The sequence below is a fragment of the Paenibacillus sp. FSL R7-0198 genome (genome assembly GCF_038000415.1).
Lineage (GTDB): Bacteria > Bacillota > Bacilli > Paenibacillales > Paenibacillaceae > Paenibacillus.
In genome coordinates this window covers 1,843,092-1,859,088 of sequence record NZ_JBBOCB010000001.1, presented here as the reverse complement: position 1 = coordinate 1,859,088, position 15,997 = coordinate 1,843,092, and the positions used below count along the sequence as shown (strand labels likewise).

Here is a 15,997-nt window from a genome sequence, read left to right as displayed (position 1 = left end):
AGAGGATTGAACATGATTAGAGTGGGTATTGTTGGTTACGGTAACTTGGGTAAAGGTGTAGAGAAAGCCATTTCCCAGAACGAGGATCTGGAACTGATTGCTGTGTTTACACGTCGTAATCCAGAACAGATGGTTGCTGAAAGCACAGAAGTACGTTTTGAGCATATCTCTGCAGCGGAGCAATACATAGGCAAGATCGATGTTATGATCCTCTGTGGTGGTTCTGCAACGGACCTTCCAGAGCAGACACCAGCTATTGCCAAGTTGTTCAATACGGTAGATAGCTTCGATACACATGCGAAGATTCCTGAATTCTACAAGGAAGTAAATGCTGCGGCAGAGCAAGGCGGTCACGTAAGTGTCATTTCCACAGGTTGGGACCCAGGCTTGTTCTCCATGAATCGTCTGCTTGCACAGTCCATCCTGCCAGAAGGAAAAGAGTACACGTTCTGGGGCAAAGGTGTGAGCCAGGGTCACTCGGATGCGATTCGTCGTGTTCCAGGTGTTAAAGCAGGTGTGCAGTATACGGTACCTGTCGAAGAGGTTATCAATCGTATTCGTGCAGGGGAAACACCAGAGCTGTCTACACGCGAGAAACATCTGCGTCAATGTTATGTGGTAGCAGAAGATGGTGCTAATCAGGATGAGATCCGTGAAACGATTGTATCGATGCCTAACTACTTTGCAGATTACGATACAACTGTAACGTTCATTAGCGAAGAAGAATTGAAATCCGAGCATGAAGGTATGCCGCATGGTGGATTTGTTATTCGCAGTGGGGTTACGGGTGCAGGTCAAAAGCAAATTATTGAATTTGGTCTGAAACTCGACAGCAATCCTGAATTTACAGCAAGCGTACTTGTGGCGTATGCAAGAGCAGCACAACGCTTGAGCGTGGAAGGACATAAGGGAGCGAAAACGGTATTTGATATTCCGCTCGGTCACTTGTCTCCGAAATCGGCTGAAGATCTTCGCCGCGACTTGTTATAATTCTGATTTGTTCCAGTGATTTGTATAACAAACAGCTCGTCCTTGGATATATAGGACGAGCTGTTTTTTTGCTGTTGCTGTATACGATTCATACATTCATATGAATTGGCAGGTAGCATCTTGCTTGTATCCCTGCTCGTGCTCTTGTGGAAATGGCACCCTACACCCAGTGTGAGGGAATGTTAAGATGATCCGGCAACTTGGTATTCACATTACCTTTGGCCGCATTAATCTGGGATTGCGTGAGGAAGATGCCACCTCTCAGGTCTGCATCGCCCAGATCCGTATCCCGCAAGTCCGCGCCAATCCAATCGGCATTTCGTGTATCTGCATTTCGGAGATCGGCTGCGATCATTAAAGCCCCTCGGAAGCTTGCGCCCCGCAGGTCAGCCCCTTTTAAATTGGCACCAAAAAAGTCACTTCCGGTACGTTTTTTACTCTTCTTCGACTTTCCTTGTCCATGAGCAGTGGGTGAAACATTCGCGCGTACCATCTCACTTGCCTGGACCAAGAGTTGATTCACACTGGACCGATAATTGGCGATGTCCAGACGGAGGAGTGCCGCAGGCTCCAGATTGCTCAAGCGCTCAATTTCCTCATATAACTCACCAAATGCCGAATGAAGGGATGACGTCTCCGGTCTCATCATCATTTCCTTCATATAACTGAGCAACTCGTGAAGTTGTCGCAAGGCAGGCAGACAATCGAACATCTCGTTTGCAGACTCTGGATGATCACGCCAATCTTTGCCCGCATAGGTCACTTGGGACAGCTTCTGTCCAGCTCCGAAACAGTCGTATACCGTGCAACCTTTGAACCCTTTCTGCCGAAGCTGGGTATGGATACCGCAGCGATTGTCCGTGCGCAGATTGGGACAGGGTGTGCCGCTGGCTTTATCAAAAGCAAAGTCAGATGACTTGCCATAGGGCAAGGCAACACAGCACAGGCCAAAACATTGCTCACAGTCTGCGCTAAGATGAGGACTCGCAGTGCTGGCAAATGGTTGGTTAGACAATGTAAACACTTCCTTATAATAGTACAAAATAATAGTACAAATAGATGAAATTACGTCAGTACCACTTTATCATCCCAGCGAAATACGATCAATTGTCTTGTTAACCATTATTAAACAGGGGACGCGGCTACAGGCACACAAGATCTGCGTTCCACAATTTCCGTATTCACATAGATGTGAGCACCGTTTTTCTCGCTGTTTCCCAGGTTAGTCATAATCAGATTGACGGCCGTTTTGGCCATCATATCTTTCTTGACATGTACGGTGGTTAACTCAGGGCTGATTACATTGGCTTCGAAAATGTTGTCAAACCCCATTACTGAAATATCTTCGGGCACTCGGATGCCGATATTTTGCAATGATTTGATCGTGCTGATTGCCATATAATCGTTCTCGCAGAAAATAGCAGTAGGTCGTTCCTCTAGGTGGAGGATCGATTGCTGCAAATGTTCCTGCGCCATCACCAGCATGGGCTGCAGATGGAAGGTTAGTGTCTCAGCAACGGTCAGATGATGTTCGGCCAGCGCTGTGCGAAATCCATCTTCCCGTTTGATGAAGTTTGGGATTCGTGTACCGGATTTCACATATCCGATACGACTGTGCCCCAGCTTAACCAGATGTTGACCTGCCTGATATCCGCCCAATGTATTATTAATAGATACGAAATTTGCATCCACATGTTCAAATGACGTGTCCAGAATGACGACATTGTCATGAATGGATTGAATGGTTTCAATCATGGGCGCAGTCAGGTTGATCCCGAGCAATAAAAGGCCGGCGGACGGTTGTTCCTTTTCTAACGTTTGCAGTTCTTGCTGCAAATCCTGTACGTCAATGGAAGAGATGACAAGTGTACTGCCATGTTGCTTGACCTGTTCCGTGATGTGGTGGATCAATTCATTGAAGAACGGGAGAGAATCATAATGCTCTGTGACGATGTCGGAATTTTTGCAGGCAACAAAACGAATAATAGCATTGCTTTTCGGTACTTCTCTTCCAACTTTGACTGTTCTTGGTTTGTAGCCATGTGCTTGTGCGATGTTAAGTATATGTTCACGTGTCTGTTCGCTGACACCAGGTTTGTTGTTAAATGCCAGAGAGACCGCTGCTTTGGAAACTCCAGCAAGCCTTGCAATATCATCAATCTTCAATATGGAACCTCCTAAATGAAATACATAGGATCAGTATACCATGAATGAAGCGTTAAGTTTAGTTGAATACTAAACTAAACTTAACTAAAATTATTGAATTAAAACTAAAATTTTGATTGACTGTTTAGGTTTGTGGTGCTAATATTCAAATTGAAAACGCATTTATGTTCCTTTTTAAATGTTAGTTTATATTAATTTTACTAAAATAATATAATAAGTTTAGTTGGAAGGATAGGTGAAATCATGTCTGTTCAAGTAACAGCCAACCGTAGGACGTTTGAGAAAGAAGGAAAACCGTTCTTCTATTTGGCGGATACGGTTTGGAGTGCATTTACCAATGCTACATTGGAAGAATGGGAAGAGTACCTCGATTATCGCAGTATGCAGGGATTCAACGTCGTGCAGATCAATATTTTGCGCCAATGGGATGCCAGTGGTTCTGATCTGAATATCGAGCCTTTTGTCCAGCAAGAAGATGGTTCGACGAACTATTTTTCATTTAATGAAGCTTATTTCGACCGTGCACAGGAAATGGTTCGTATGGCAACAGAACGTGGATTCACACCCGCGCTTGTACTTCTGTGGTGCAACTATGTACCCGATACCTGGGCTACTATGTTTCAGAAGGATGGCAAGATGCCGCTGGCAGCTGTAGAGCCTTATGTAACCTATGCCGTAAACCGATTCTCGGAGTTTAATCCAATATATCTGGTCAGTGGGGATACGGATTTCCCTTCCGAAGAGGCGAATGCTTACTATCAGACAGCACTGGAGACCGTAAAACGCATCAGCCCATCCAGTCTGACGACATTACACATCCAAGGCAGACTACGAGAGATTCCGGAAGTGTTCGCAAACCATGAAGGGCTGGATTTTTACATGTATCAGTCCGGGCATAACTCGGAATTCCAAGCCTATGCGCATGAGATTGCAGATCACTTCTATCATCAGTCGCCTGTACGTCCAGTGATCAACGGCGAACCTTGTTATGAACAGATTAGTTATAGCCGCAACGTCTATGGGCGCTACTCTGCATTTGATGCCCGCAGGGCTGCATGGCAGAGCTTGCTTGCCGGAGGCGGGGGCGGGGTCACTTATGGTGCACATGGCATCTGGAGTTGGCACAAGAAAGGCAAGTCTTTTGGCATTGTGGAGGGTGAAGGTTTTGACAGCCCTTATGATTGGAGATCAGCTCTTCGGTTCGAAGGTGCATGGGATTATTCCTTTATCAAGTATCTCTTTGAGCAGTACAAGCTGGTCGGTGTGGAGCCGATGGATATCGTATTGAACAAGACGAAGGAGATTCGTGCGGCAGGTACGGAGGACACGATTATGCTGTATGTTCCGGTAAATACCAAGGTGCGTCTGAACTTCCCGGTTGAAGAATACGATTTTACGACCACTGATCTCGTACAGCGCCGATTTGCCAAGACAGTAGCTTATCGCGAGGACGATTACGGCGTAATTCCCATGCATGCTTTTGAACATGACGTGGTTGTGATTGGTACACGTAAATAAGAATTACCAGAGAGAGGTGCCAAAGCTGGCACAAATAGAGATTTACATTATAGATGGGGTGAGGGTATGTGGAAAATCGGGATCGTTGGAACAGGATATTGGTCAGAAAAACATATTAAGGCTTGGCAATTCATTGCCGATGCCGAGATAACAGGCATTTGTGACAGGCATGCAGACACGCTGAATGGCAAGGCAGAGCTATTTAACATCCCGGCAACGTTCCGTTACTCGGATGTGGCCGTGATGCTTGAAGAAGCGGATGTGGATGTGCTGGATATCATCACGCCGCCGGAAACGCATCTGGAACTGGTGAAAATGGCTGCAGCAGCTGGCAAGCATATCATGTGCCAGAAGCCATTTGCCCGTTCAATTGAGGAAGCTGAAGAGATGGTGCGCATTGCTGAAGAGGCGGGTGTGCGTCTGATGGTGACAGAAAATTGGCGCTGGCTTGAACCGTTTCAATTGATCAAGAAACTGCTTGAGGAACATACAGTGGGGCAACTGAATACGATTCGGTACATTCATACTGATTTTTATTCCCCGAGATTTGCGCCGGAAGAGAAGTTGCCACAGCCTTTTTTCAGAGACATGCCACAATTGCTGTTCTATGAGATGGGCGTGCATTGGTTTGACACCTGGCGTTTCCTGTTCGGTGAGCCCGAGCGTCTATATGCCGAGACGAGAAAGGTTAGCGATTATACGGTGGGGGAAGACAGCGGTATGGTCATGCTGGGGTACGGAGATTATGTCGGACTCATGGATATGAGCTGGGCGACTCGCCGGGAACTCAGTGAACCTTTGCCGAAGCAGGTCCTTCCCGATCATAAGGAACAACTCATCATTGAGGGAGACAAAGCTTCCATTAAGCTCTATAAAGATGGAAAGTTGTCCATCATTGATAATGCCGGTGTGGAGACAGTATACGCTGAACGTACGGAGCTTAACTACGAGGACAGTCATCGCAAACTGCAATCCCACTTTATCGAATGTTTAAATACAGGTGCGGAGTTTCAAACCAGTGGTTCGGATAATGTCAAAACGCTTCGCTTGGTATTTGATACGTATGACAGTGCAGCCCACCATCATGTGAAGCGGTATGTACAGGAGTAATCATGTCCATTAATGATATGGTGATGATCCTGATTGCGTTCTTCTTGGTGCTTGGGGCTGTTGACAAGGCTTTCGGTAATAGGATGGGCCTTGGAGCGGCGTTCACGGAGGGCATCATGGCCATGGGTGCACTCGCGCTGGTGATGGTGGGAATCGTATCTCTGGCACCTTTCCTAGCGAGTATACTCATTCCGCTGATATCTCCGCTCTATGAAGCGATCGGTGCCGATCCGGCATCGTTCGCCAATACCATTCTGGCGGTAGATATGGGAGGATACGCTCTGGCAGAACAGATGGCACAGAGTGAACAGGCTGGTCTTTTCTCTTGGGTGTTCCTGGGGACTATGTTCGGGCCAACCATCGTTTTTACCATTCCTGTTGCGCTGGGTATTCTGGATCGGAAAGATCATCCGTATTTTGCCAAAGGGGTACTGATTGGCATCAGTACCATTCCCGTTGGGTGTTTAGTCGGAGGGCTGGTGGCGGGCATCGATTTTACAGTGATATATCAAAATCTCATCATACCCATTCTGTTATCTGTAATCATTATGATCGGCTTGCGCTATTTTACGACTCAGACGGTGAGGTTGTTTAAAATATTTGGAAGCGGTATCACCTTGTTGTCCCTGATTGGACTGGTGGCTATAGCGGTCAAAACCCTTACTGGATGGGAACTAATCCCCCATATGGCACCACTCTCCGAAGGGATCACAACGGTTGGTACGATTGCCATTGTGCTGGCGGGGGCTTTTCCGATGGTTGCAGTAATCAATAAAGTCTGCAAAACTCCGCTTGAGCGAGCGGGCCGATTGCTGAACCTGGATGCTCCAACAACTGCTGGACTAATCGCTTCACTAGCTCACAATATTCCGACCTTTCGAATGGTCAAAGATATGAATTCAAGAGGTAAAGTCATCAGTATTGCTTTTGCAGTAAGCGGCTCATTTGTACTTGGAGGTCATCTGGGCTTCGTGGCCGGGATGGATAAGTCCATGGTAACCGCTATGATTGTAGGCAAACTGGCAGGTGGCATCAGTGCAGCGATGGTCGCAGCATGGGCTACACCAACCACGAACGATATCCAACTATAAATCGTATAACAACGAGTTAATTTCACTTATTTACCTGATGGAAATTTTAATAAGAAACTATGGCATCCATGTAAAGGAGTATATGACATGAATCATGACCAAACAGCAAAGGAAATTCTCAGCGCCGTCGGTGGCAATGATAATATCAATAACGTCATTCATTGTGTAACCCGTCTCCGATTCAACCTGAAAGATATGAAGTCACCTGACAAGGAAGAAATCAAGAAGATCGATGGAGTACTTACCGTTGTGGAAAGCGGTGGACAGTTCCAGGTTGTCATCGGAAATGAAGTTCCCAAAGTATATGAGTCCCTGCTCAAAACGATGGGTAAAGATCCGGCAGCATCTACATCGGAAGATACAACTCAAGGAGAGAAAAAGGGCTTGTTCAACCGCTTTGTTGACGTGATCTCCGGCGTATTCCTTCCTGTTGTGGGTGTATTGGCAGCAGCAGGTATTCTGAAAGGACTATTGGCGCTGTTCATCACTTTGAAATGGTTAACCGAAGAGATGAGCACGTACAAGATTTTGTTTGCCACAGCCGATGCCCTGTTCTATTTCTTCCCGATCCTGCTTGGATTCTCTGCAGGCAAAAAGTTCGGCGGAAACCCGTTCATCTCGGCAACCATTGGTGCGGCGCTCGTCTATCCAACCATGACGGCTGCCTTTACAGATGGCACAGCCATGTCGTTTCTCGGCATCCCGGTCGTACTCATCAACTATACGCAATCGGTTATTCCGATTATTATTGCATCCTATCTCGCCGCGAACTTTGAGAAGTGGCTCGCCAAAATTTCACCTTCATCCGTTAAAATGTTCTTTGTACCTCTTGTTACGTTGGCGATCATTACCCCGATTGTATTCCTGGCCGTGGGTCCGGTCGCAACGTTCATCAGTGATTACCTGGCCACAGGTGCCATGTGGGTGTATGGACTTAGCCCGATCATCGCTGGTTTCATTCTTGCAGGGATCTGGCAGACCGTCATTATCTTTGGTTTGCACTGGGCGTTTATCCCGATCTTGATCAACAACGTGGTAACCAATGGATTTGACCCAATCAACGGTATGCTCTTCTGTACGACGTTCGCGCAGACGGGTGCGGCGTTTGCCATCGCAATCAAAACAAGAGACAAACGACTGAAACCTATTGCGACTTCGGCCACAATTGCCGGTTTGATGGGTGTAACCGAGCCTGCAATCTATGGTGTAACATTGCCGACCAAGAAGCCGTTTATTATGGCATCCATTGCAAGCGGTATCGCGGGGGCAGTAGCAGGTTTTATGGGTTCCAATGCTTACGGATTTGCGGGTGGTGGCGTATTTGGTATTCCACTCTTCATTAATCCGAAAGGGATAGATACGGGATTCATTGGTTTCATCCTGTCGGTCTTGATCGCTTTTGTATTAGGCTTTATTCTGACGTACATCTTGGGTTACAAAAATGAATCGGCAGATGGTGTTTCGTCTACTGTCACTCCGGTTCAGGCAACCCCTCAAGCACGAGGAGAGAAAACGGTGTCCAGCCCGCTCATAGGTCAACTGATTCCGTTGATAGAGGTGGGAGATGAGGCCTTCGCTAGTGGAGCTATGGGTCAGGGAGCAGCGATCATTCCGACCAAAGGCGTGGCGTATGCCCCGTTTGATGGTGTGGTGGTTACGATCTTCAAGACAAAACATGCCATCGGGCTGTTATCTGAGGATGGTGTGGAAATATTGATTCATGTGGGTATCAACACCGTGACTCTCAAGGGAAAACATTTTACTTCCTATGTCTCTGATGGGGATACCGTTCGTAAGGGCGACAAACTGGTGGAGTTCGATCTGGAGGGCATTACAGCCGCAGGGCTGGATACAACAACTTCTGTCATCGTATCGAACACAGCCGCCTTTACGGATATTCAGGTTAAGTCACAAGGCAGCGTAGAGCAAGGTGAAGCTTTGATCACTGTAAAATAAAAAAATATTACATGTCAGACAATAACATGTCTGTGAGTTCACAAAAGGGCAGTTCTCCGAATTAACGGAGAACTGCCCTTATTCATTTCGTACATTTAGGTGTGGGGATAAATTAAACTACACCTTGAGCGATCATGGAATCCGCTACCTTGAGGAAACCGGCGATGTTCGCTCCAGCTACGAGGTTGCCTTCACAGCCATACTCTTCAGCAGCTTCTACACAGCTGGTGTAGATGTTCTTCATGATGTCATGCAACTTGGCGTCTACTTCTTCAAATGACCAGGACAACCGCATGCTGTTCTGTGACATTTCAAGAGCAGACACGGCTACACCGCCAGCATTAGCCGCTTTGGCTGGACCAAACAGTACGCCCGCGCCGTGGAAGACGTCAATGGCAGCCAGGGTGGAAGGCATATTTGCGCCTTCGCCGATGGCTTTCACGCCACCTTTGACCAGAAGGGCAGCAGCTTCTTCATCGATCTCGTTTTGCGTCGCACACGGAAGCGCGATATCACAAGGAATAGACCAGATTCCTTCACAGCCTTCGGTATATGTAGCATGCGGATGTTCTTTGATGTATTCGCTGATGCGAAGACGATCAACCTCTTTCAGACGTTTCACGGTATCCAGGTTGATGCCTTGTGGATCGTAGATGTAGCCGCCTGAGTCACTACATGCCACCACTTTGGCTCCAAGCTCCTGAGCCTTCTGAATAGCATAGATGGATACATTACCAGAGCCAGAGACAACAACTGTGCTGTCTTGGAAGCTGAGGTCTTTGGATTGCAGCATCTCCTTCACGAAGTACACACAGCCAAAGCCAGTGGCTTCCTTGCGTGCCAAGCTTCCTCCGTACAGCAGACCTTTTCCTGTCAATACGCCTGCTTCATGCCCGCCATGGATACGTTTGTATTGACCGAACATGTAACCGATTTCCCTTGCGCCTACACCAATGTCACCTGCCGGTACATCCGTATCGGAACCGATATATTTGTACAGCTCTGTCATGAAGCTTTGCGTGAAACGCATAACTTCCAGATCCGATTTTCCTTTGGGATCGAAGTCAGAACCGCCTTTACCACCGCCAATGGGCAGACCGGTCAACGCATTTTTGAAGATCTGTTCGAAGCCAAGGAACTTGATGATGCCCGAGTATACAGAAGGGTGGAAGCGAAGTCCGCCTTTGTAAGGACCAATGGCACTGTTGAATTGCACCCGGAATCCACGGTTAACCTGAACTTTGCCCTGATCATCTACCCATGGGACACGGAATGTGATTACACGTTCGGGCTCAACAAGCTGTTCCAGAAGACTATGGTTCCTGTATTTGGGGTGTGCTTCAATAACAGGAATAAGGGAATCCAGAATTTCTTTGACAGCTTGATGGAACTCGTCTTCATGCGGATTTCTGGCGACAACCGACTCATAAACGGCATGAACATATTCTGCGGCAGTAACTTGAACGGACTCTGTAGTTTCTTTTGTTATCGTGGACACTTTTTCAATGCACTCCTTTATTGTGTTAAAGTCTTCAGATGCTTATTTGCATAAATTGAATAAAAGTTTGTAGTTAAATATACAGTAAAGCAAATAAAAATACGAGATAAAAAACCATAAAATGTTTTTTATGCAGTAATTAAAATGTTCTATGGATCTACCACATGATGTGAAGAATTAAGTTATTAAATGGAAGATATGACCACATATGATAATAAAACAGCAAGTTAGACGAATATACTGGATTAAAATATTAGTTTTGGTAATATGGTAAGAAGGTCTCGTATCCCGGGGTCTTTTAACAATCAGAAGGAGGACAACAAGATGATGAAGAGAAACATGCCAATCAACATGGAGAACAAGGCTTGTATAGGGGGTGAAATCTATTATGAACCATAGGACTTCCCGCCATAATTGCAGAGAGAAGCTGGTGAGCCAGCTATTTACATTCGGTGAAGAGAAAAGAACATTTCTCGACGCCTATTTCGACGTGCGTGATCCAGAGCGGATACAATTGGAAAAACAACTGTCGGCATATACGGAGTTTGTGGAAAAACTGCTTCTGGGCCCTGATGAAGATCTGGACTCGGCTGTATTGATCGGCAGTCATATTGATTTTGAATATCTCGATTTTCATACGTCAGATTCGTTCATGATTGTCATGCCAGAAGATACGGACCCGGATGAGGGTCGGATTTCTTTTCTCTCTCCCGTAGGGAGTCAATTACTGCTTGGCAGTAAAGGGGAAGTTAGGTCTGTTCATACACCATCAGGTTCCATGAGGATACGCATCACGGGGATTGAGCTGAGAAGCGAAACCTTGAACGGGTCGGCCTTAGGGGGTGCAGATCATGCACTTTAAAGAGACAGACTTACCAGGGATCGGACGTAAATACTGGCTGCATACCCGTAGTGGTGAGCACTTGGTCATTGTGATTCATAACGACGAGCGTCGTGACCTGTTCCATATGGAGGCAGGGGATACGCCTGAAGAGGTAGGTGATATGGTATCTCTTGTCACCTTGGACGATGATGAAGCCCGGGCGGTAGCCGCCATCGTTGGTGGTATGACCTATAAACCGAAGTTCCAGGATGAGCGTGAAGTGATGCTCGAAGGATTGTTAATCGAATGGTTACGAATTGAACCTCACGCAGCAAGCGTAGGCATGACGATTGGTGAACTGGACATCCGTCAGGCTACGGGCGCTGTTATTCTTGCTGTTGTGACCAAGGATAAGGAGAAGCATTTTAATCCAGGCCCGGATTATGCTTTTACCGCTGGAGCTACCATTGTAGTTGCTGGTGAACGGAATCAGATCAAACAGCTCAAACAATTGTTGACTGATGGACGGACTTAGCCTATGGATATGCTCATATTTGAAGTGGGAATTGCCGTTGCGCTGATTACACTTACTGGGCTGATATCTTCACGATTACGATTTTCGGTCATTCCTTTCTATATTTTGATTGGTATGGCTGTTGGACCACATGCACCACAGATTGGCATAGTGGATTTACGTTTTATCGAAAGTTCGACCTTTATTGAATTTATGGGCAGGCTGGGCATTTTGTTTTTGCTATTTTACCTGGGTCTGGAGTTCTCGGTCTCCCGTCTATTAAAGTCTGGTAAAGCCATTCTGACCGGAGGCATGTTCTACGTAGGGCTTAATTTTGTCTCTGGATTACTGTTGGGGTGGTTCATGGATCTGCCCCTTCAGGAGACTCTCGTTGTCTGTGGGATCATGACCAGCTCTTCTACAGCCATTGTAGCTAAAGTGCTCGTTGATCTGAAACGCACGGCAAACCCTGAAACAGAGATTATTATGGGCATGATCATGTTTGATGACTTATTCATCGCGATTCATATCTCCATCCTGACCGGGCTTGTGCTCAGCGGGGCAACTTCCTTCTTAAGTGTTCTGCTGGTATCGCTGTCTGCCCTGCTGTTTATTGTGCTGTTCCTGATTATTGGCAGGAAAAGCATCAAATATATTGATAAAGCACTGAATATCAAGTCATCAGAGTTGTTCCTGCTTACCGTCATGACACTGCTCTTCCTGGTGGCTGGTTTCTCGGAGACACTGCATGTAGCAGAAGCCATTGGAGCATTGATGATGGGTCTTGTGCTGGGCGAATCAAGACATGTCAGTCGGATTGAACATCAGATCATGCCTTTCAAAGATTTTTTTGGTGCAATTTTCTTCTTCAGTTTTGGCCTAACCATCGAGCCGTCTTCACTTGGCGGAGCTGTTGGCATGACGATTATTGCTGTTATTCTGACGATCGCCAGTAACTATGGTGCAGGTATGATCGCTGGCAGACTGGCTGGAATGAGCCCTAAGGCCTCGTTGAATGTGGGCTTTACCCTGGTCTCGCGGGGCGAATTCTCCATTATCATGGCGAACATCGGCAAGGCGGGAGGGCTCATGGCATCCATCCAATCGTTTGCCGTGTTGTATGTGTTAATTCTGGCTGTGCTGGGGCCTATCCTGACAAAAGAATCTCCGCGGATCTATGCTCAGTATGCGCGGCTAAGGAAGCGGATGAAACGAAGGGAAACGGGTTGAGTCAAATGCTGACTGTCCTTGGACAGACCGGGTATTCTGACCGTAGTGTTTAATAGGCGTCACACCATTCGGAGAGCGAAATTACTCCGGGGTGTGGCGTTTTTTTATTACTGGGAACCCATCCAATACAGGCTTGTTATTATATCAATTTCACCAAATTATGGTATGTATCCATATCTTGTGCGTGGTCGTGAATGTTCAAGTCCACGGGCAGGACTATAGTTGTGATTTGGTATAGAGGGATTGAAAATAAACAGTTATTATGTAAAATAATGTTATATTCAAATCTAGCAGTTGAATAGATATTTTACACGAGAACGGACGAGGAGGAATAGCTCATGAACAAGAAAAGTAGATTTCAACGGTTAAAATGGGCCGGTACAGGGATGTTGCTCAGTCTCGTATTATTTGCTCTACCTGCATCTGCTGCATGGAACGATACATATCAGGGTTACGCGACGTATACAGGCTCAGGTTACTCGGGAGGTGCGGTGTTGCTTGATCCCATCCCGGCGGACATGAAGATTACTGCACTTAATCCGTTCCAACTCAATTATAACGGTGTCAAAGCCGCTTTAGCAGGAGCCTATCTCGAGGTGCAGGGTCCTAAAGGCAAAACAACCGTCTATGTAACAGACCTTTACCCAGAAGGAGCCAGCGGAGCACTGGATCTCTCACCGAATGCCTTTAACCTGATTGGTGACCCAAAGGCAGGCAAAATCAATATCAGTTGGAAAGTGGTCAAAGCTCCAATTCAAGGCAACGTCTCCTATCGGATCAAGGAAGGCAGCAGTCAGTGGTGGGCAGCCATTCAGGTTCGTAATCACAAATATCCGGTGCTGAAGTTCGAAGTGAAACAGAAGGATGGTACGTGGCTCAATCTTGAAAAGCAAGACTATAATCATTTCCTCGGAACTGGACTGGGCAAAGAAAAACTAAACGTTCGTATTACCGATATTCGCGGTCAGATATTAAATGACACGATCCCGGCTCTGCCTAATGATGGGTCAGGCGGTGCATATATCGTACCGGGCAATGTACAGTTTCCCGATTGACAGATATACGGAAGGTGTTATAAAAAGAAGTATGGTCATAGACGTATTCTTAACGAAAAGTCGTACACTGTACGGCTTTTTTTTGTATACGAAAAGAGGAGAATGTACCGTATGAAAAAAAGTTTGCCTTCATATCAGACAACACATCCCTATTGGAAACAGTATCAGGGCTTTTTCCCGGAAGAAGTGAGGTTAGGAGAGCATACAGCTCCTGAGGAAGAATGGTGGGAGTCAAATGGGGTTCATCTGCATATCGATCGCTTGCCTGCACCGGAGTCTTCAATCAAGATTCTGTTCATTCATGGTGCGGGGGGTAATGGCAGGTTGCTCGCTCCGTATGCCCGCATGTTGCAGCGACATGGATACGAGGTGGTATCGCCAGATCTTCCGCCGTATGGGTTAAGTTACGCAATGTTTGGTACACGTATTAACTACGAACTTTGGATAGAGCTGCTTGTGTCACTCATCGAACGGGAACACAAAAAAGATGGCAAGCCAATCGTTGTATTGGGAAGTAGCATCGGAGGTATGCTTGCCTATCACACCAGTGCACGCAGCAAGCGTGTTAAGGGTTTGATCGCAACTACATTTGTAGACACGAGTAATCCGGAAATGCGTGACCAGCTTGCACCGAATCGTCTGGTAAGCCGGGCGGGAAAACGGATGATGGATTTGTTCCCAGGTCTGCTGGATCATGTACGTATTTCGGTCAAGCAGGTATCCCGAATGCAACTGATTACCAATAACAAGGACTTAACCCGGCTTATCATGAATGATCCACAAGCGGCAGATACACGTATTCCGTTGGAATTATTAAGAACATTCCTTAATAAAAAACCGGAGGTAAGTCCGGAACAGTTCAGCCAGTGTCCGGTTCTGTTGGTTCACCCTGAACTGGACCCCATGACACCGATCAGGTTCAGCCAATCTTTTTTTGATCGTCTGGTGGTCGATAAGGAATGCATCATTTTGGAGGGTGCGGGCCATTTTCCTATAGAGCAGCCAGGACTGAACCAGTTGGAGGTAGCGGTACTACGATTTTTACAACAAATTTAATGATGACCACAGGCCAGGCTACTACACTGCTTCGCATAAGATAGTTTACATATCCTAAGTACGGAAAACACCTCCCATTAAGGGAGGTGAATTTGAATGTTTTTGATATGAATTGCACTACCGCCAACCTGAATCTGTGTAATTTCATTGGAACTGTCCAAAGTTAATCTGGCTCGGATCTCGGAGGGACGGTTCATGGTGTACCCTTGTCTGATCGTATACGTGTGATGATGAGGATCTGTAAGCTGGTTGTAATGATATAAATAACAGAGCATGGCACCATTGGATGTGCCCGTCGCGCTCTCTTCCGGTATATCATAAAGCGGTGCAAAATTACGGCATTCTGCCAGGACGTCCTCAGCATCTGATTCGAGTGTAAACACGTGATAACCTATGGCATGATGAGTCTTGCTTATTTCAGCGATACGCTGGAAGTCAGGATCGATTTTGGTTAGAACATCAACATTTTTAACAGCTATCATGATATCGGGTAACCCGGTAGACACAATCTGTACAGGTAGTTCGGAATGTAAATCCTCCATAGAAATGCGTAATGAGTCGGCAATCTGCTGACGGTCCACGATCTCCCCAAACTCCGGCAATGTCTGTGACAGATAGACTTCTCCATTGACTTCGATAACGACTTTAAGAATTCCCGCCAGTGTCTCCAATGTGTATGTACCAACATCAACGAGCTGCTGTGTCTTCATTAGATAAAATAAAGCAATCGTGGCATGCCCACAGAGATCGACCTCATCACTTGGAGTGAAGAAACGCACTTTGAAATCAGCCTGATCCGATGGCATTACAAATGCAGTCTCTGAAAACCCGACTTGTCGGGCAACCTCCTGCATCTGGGATTCAGACAAATGCGTAGCTTGTAAAACAACACCTGCGGGGTTTCCGCCAAGAGCCTTGTCCGAAAATGCATGTAATGTACTTACTTCAACTTCCATATCGTTACCTCGCTTGTTCAAGTATTGGATTCAG

General features: G+C 46.5%; 14 protein-coding genes. 10 read left to right on the top strand and 4 right to left on the bottom strand.

Going from position 1 to position 15,997, the window contains the following annotated elements; all coding sequences use genetic code 11:
- Positions 1-12: 12 nt before the first annotated feature.
- On the top strand, positions 13-990 hold the full coding sequence (locus MKY87_RS07895; RefSeq protein ID WP_372238418.1) for a diaminopimelate dehydrogenase: 978 nt from the start codon (positions 13-15) through the stop codon (positions 988-990).
- Positions 991-1,150: 160 nt separating this feature from the next.
- Here the strand turns inward: MKY87_RS07895 and MKY87_RS07890 are convergent, their stop codons facing one another.
- Positions 1,151-2,005, bottom strand: a complete 855-nt coding sequence (locus tag MKY87_RS07890) for a pentapeptide repeat-containing protein (protein ID WP_338588176.1) — start codon at positions 2,003-2,005, stop codon at positions 1,151-1,153.
- 110 nt (positions 2,006-2,115) lie between these two features.
- Positions 2,116-3,156 (bottom strand): LacI family DNA-binding transcriptional regulator, encoded by a 1,041-nt coding sequence (locus MKY87_RS07885; protein WP_340963746.1) that lies wholly within the window; start codon positions 3,154-3,156, stop codon positions 2,116-2,118.
- A 243-nt stretch (positions 3,157-3,399) separates the two neighbouring features.
- Between MKY87_RS07885 and MKY87_RS07880 the strand changes: the two genes are divergently transcribed.
- The 4 genes from MKY87_RS07880 to MKY87_RS07865 all read left to right on the top strand — a co-directional run bounded on the left by MKY87_RS07880 (position 3,400) and on the right by MKY87_RS07865 (position 8,831).
- Positions 3,400-4,674, top strand: coding sequence for an apiosidase-like domain-containing protein (locus tag MKY87_RS07880; protein WP_340963743.1), 1,275 nt, complete (start codon positions 3,400-3,402; stop codon positions 4,672-4,674).
- Between the two features lie 66 nt (positions 4,675-4,740).
- A complete protein-coding gene (locus MKY87_RS07875; protein WP_340963742.1) occupies positions 4,741-5,784 on the top strand; it encodes a Gfo/Idh/MocA family protein in 1,044 nt (347 codons plus the stop codon).
- A 2-nt stretch (positions 5,785-5,786) separates the two neighbouring features.
- Complete coding sequence (eutH, locus tag MKY87_RS07870; RefSeq protein WP_340963740.1) at positions 5,787-6,875, top strand: ethanolamine utilization protein EutH; 1,089 nt, start codon at positions 5,787-5,789, stop codon at positions 6,873-6,875.
- 87 nt (positions 6,876-6,962) lie between these two features.
- Positions 6,963-8,831 carry a beta-glucoside-specific PTS transporter subunit IIABC gene (locus tag MKY87_RS07865; protein WP_340963739.1) on the top strand — a complete coding sequence of 623 codons (1,869 nt, stop codon included), beginning with the start codon at positions 6,963-6,965 and terminating at the stop codon, positions 8,829-8,831.
- Positions 8,832-8,943: 112 nt separating this feature from the next.
- Here MKY87_RS07865 and gdhA read toward each other — a convergent pair whose 3' ends face one another.
- The gene (gene gdhA / locus MKY87_RS07860) at positions 8,944-10,320 is read right to left on the bottom strand and encodes an NADP-specific glutamate dehydrogenase (RefSeq protein ID WP_445669451.1); all 1,377 of its coding nucleotides are present in this window, start codon (positions 10,318-10,320) and stop codon (positions 8,944-8,946) included.
- A gap of 397 nt (positions 10,321-10,717) precedes the next feature.
- Between gdhA and MKY87_RS07855 the strand changes: the two genes are divergently transcribed.
- The 5 genes from MKY87_RS07855 to MKY87_RS07835 all read left to right on the top strand — a co-directional run bounded on the left by MKY87_RS07855 (position 10,718) and on the right by MKY87_RS07835 (position 15,007).
- The gene (locus MKY87_RS07855; protein ID WP_339789814.1) at positions 10,718-11,191 is read left to right on the top strand and encodes a GreA/GreB family elongation factor; all 474 of its coding nucleotides are present in this window, start codon (positions 10,718-10,720) and stop codon (positions 11,189-11,191) included.
- Positions 11,181-11,687, top strand: coding sequence for a cation:proton antiporter regulatory subunit (locus MKY87_RS07850; RefSeq protein ID WP_339789817.1), 507 nt, complete (start codon positions 11,181-11,183; stop codon positions 11,685-11,687). The genes MKY87_RS07855 and MKY87_RS07850 overlap by 11 nt, the downstream gene beginning before the upstream one ends.
- Before the next feature lie 3 nt (positions 11,688-11,690).
- Entirely contained in the window at positions 11,691-12,896 is a 1,206-nt protein-coding gene (locus tag MKY87_RS07845; RefSeq protein WP_127550026.1) for a cation:proton antiporter, read from the top strand.
- Between the two features lie 338 nt (positions 12,897-13,234).
- The gene (locus MKY87_RS07840) at positions 13,235-13,951 is read left to right on the top strand and encodes an expansin EXLX1 family cellulose-binding protein (RefSeq protein ID WP_340963735.1); all 717 of its coding nucleotides are present in this window, start codon (positions 13,235-13,237) and stop codon (positions 13,949-13,951) included.
- Positions 13,952-14,062: 111 nt separating this feature from the next.
- A complete protein-coding gene (locus MKY87_RS07835; protein WP_339789823.1) occupies positions 14,063-15,007 on the top strand; it encodes an alpha/beta hydrolase in 945 nt (314 codons plus the stop codon).
- Between the two features lie 77 nt (positions 15,008-15,084).
- Here the strand turns inward: MKY87_RS07835 and MKY87_RS07830 are convergent, their stop codons facing one another.
- Positions 15,085-15,963 carry a PhzF family phenazine biosynthesis protein gene (locus MKY87_RS07830; RefSeq protein WP_339789826.1) on the bottom strand — a complete coding sequence of 293 codons (879 nt, stop codon included), beginning with the start codon at positions 15,961-15,963 and terminating at the stop codon, positions 15,085-15,087.
- Between the last annotated feature and the right edge of the window lie 34 nt (positions 15,964-15,997).

Excerpts from the sequence above, each read along its gene's own strand:
- MKY87_RS07895 (WP_372238418.1), top strand. The coding sequence starts at position 13 with ATGATTAGAGTGGGTATTGTTGGTTACGGTAACTTGGGTAAAGGTGTA.
- MKY87_RS07840 (WP_340963735.1), top strand. The coding sequence starts at position 13,235 with ATGAACAAGAAAAGTAGATTTCAACGGTTAAAATGGGCCGGTACAGGG.
- MKY87_RS07845 (WP_127550026.1), top strand. The coding sequence starts at position 11,691 with ATGGATATGCTCATATTTGAAGTGGGAATTGCCGTTGCGCTGATTACA.
- MKY87_RS07835 (WP_339789823.1), top strand. The coding sequence starts at position 14,063 with ATGAAAAAAAGTTTGCCTTCATATCAGACAACACATCCCTATTGGAAA.
- MKY87_RS07830 (WP_339789826.1), bottom strand. The coding sequence starts at position 15,963 with ATGGAAGTTGAAGTAAGTACATTACATGCATTTTCGGACAAGGCTCTT.
- MKY87_RS07850 (WP_339789817.1), top strand. The coding sequence starts at position 11,181 with ATGCACTTTAAAGAGACAGACTTACCAGGGATCGGACGTAAATACTGG.
- MKY87_RS07855 (WP_339789814.1), top strand. The coding sequence starts at position 10,718 with ATGAACCATAGGACTTCCCGCCATAATTGCAGAGAGAAGCTGGTGAGC.
- MKY87_RS07880 (WP_340963743.1), top strand. The coding sequence starts at position 3,400 with ATGTCTGTTCAAGTAACAGCCAACCGTAGGACGTTTGAGAAAGAAGGA.
- MKY87_RS07875 (WP_340963742.1), top strand. The coding sequence starts at position 4,741 with ATGTGGAAAATCGGGATCGTTGGAACAGGATATTGGTCAGAAAAACAT.
- eutH (WP_340963740.1), top strand. The coding sequence starts at position 5,787 with ATGTCCATTAATGATATGGTGATGATCCTGATTGCGTTCTTCTTGGTG.
- MKY87_RS07865 (WP_340963739.1), top strand. The coding sequence starts at position 6,963 with ATGAATCATGACCAAACAGCAAAGGAAATTCTCAGCGCCGTCGGTGGC.